Annotated in this window: 1 protein-coding gene; it reads left to right on the top strand. The window is 36.6% G+C overall.

Going from position 1 to position 1,218, the window contains the following annotated elements; all coding sequences use genetic code 11:
• Positions 1-102 precede the first annotated feature (102 nt).
• The coding region (locus DBR11_RS04305) for an ATP-binding protein (protein ID WP_146186457.1) at positions 103-1,218 on the top strand (1,116 nt) is incomplete at its 3' end.

Raw genomic sequence — 1,218 nt, 5'->3', positions numbered from 1 at the left:
CTATTGTTCTGCATTTTTTTTCATTTTTTTTATAAAACCAATATTTAATTTCTTTCATATATATTAGTTAAATCTTATTATTAACGCCCCTATTACGTTATTATGGATGAAACATCTGTACTAAATGAATTAAAATCTTTGATATTATCAAAGGCTGGAATCCGCTCTGTTACCCCTGGAGACTGCAAAAGAATATCAATAGAAATCAGTAAAGCTCTGAACAAAAGCGTTAGCGAAACGACCATAAAAAGGCTTTTTGGTTTCGCTGTAGTCAAGCATAATTTTTCTCAGTTTACCTTAACCACATTATTTGAATATGTGGATAATGAGAAATTGATCAGGCTGATCCCCCGGGAGAAAAATACCCAGGACAAGGATAAAGATGACTGGGAAAGTTTGAGGCATTATGCTGGCAAAACGACTGATTTCACCTTGAAAGGTATTAGGAACAGGTCAGGCCTGCCTTATGAAATGACCATTAGCCGAAAGTTTGCTGAACATGACTTCGAGGAATTTTACAATAGCAACTTCAGTTTCATGTGCTTTATCTCTCAGCCGGGTTACGGGAAGACGACTTTGCTAAGCCACCTGGTAGAAGATTACTTTTATAAAGAAAATGCACCTTATAAAGATTCAAATGTTCTTTTCGTGAAAGCCTATAGCTTTTTTAAGAAAGATGGCGATTATTATGACCTTGAGGCGCAAATCCGGGCAGAACTTGGAATATCGGCAAAAAAGGATCTGCTTAGTTATCTGCATGAACAACATCAGGCCCGTGGAGGTAAATTTATCCTGATTATAGACGGTTTTGCAGATCTCGCCCTGAAAAAAGACATCAAAAATCAGTTGTTCGATAGCATTTTGAATTTTATCTGTGCATTAGACAGTACGAACCTGGTTAAAGTGGTACTCAGTATGCGTTCCACTTCATGGATTCGTTTTTATGAAAGAATGCGGCATTCCGCTTACCTGAGAGCAAACTGGTTTCAGGGAAATTATTTTGATGTTAATGATGTGTCCAATGTGCCTCCGTTAACGGAACGCGAAGTCGAGCAGATCATTTCTAATACCGGGCATTTTGATCATGAAAATATAAATCCAAAACTCAAAGCCCAGTTAAAATTTCCATTTCATATTCACCTCTACTACCAGCTTAAAGAGGAAGATCCCTTTATAAATTATTATACTAATATTGCATTTTATGAATTGGTTTCCAGG

Source organism: Pedobacter sp. HMWF019 (assembly GCF_003061025.1).
Lineage (GTDB): Bacteria > Bacteroidota > Bacteroidia > Sphingobacteriales > Sphingobacteriaceae > Pedobacter.
Note: the sequence above shows the minus strand (reverse complement) of the source record. Positions and strands in the feature narration are given on the sequence as shown.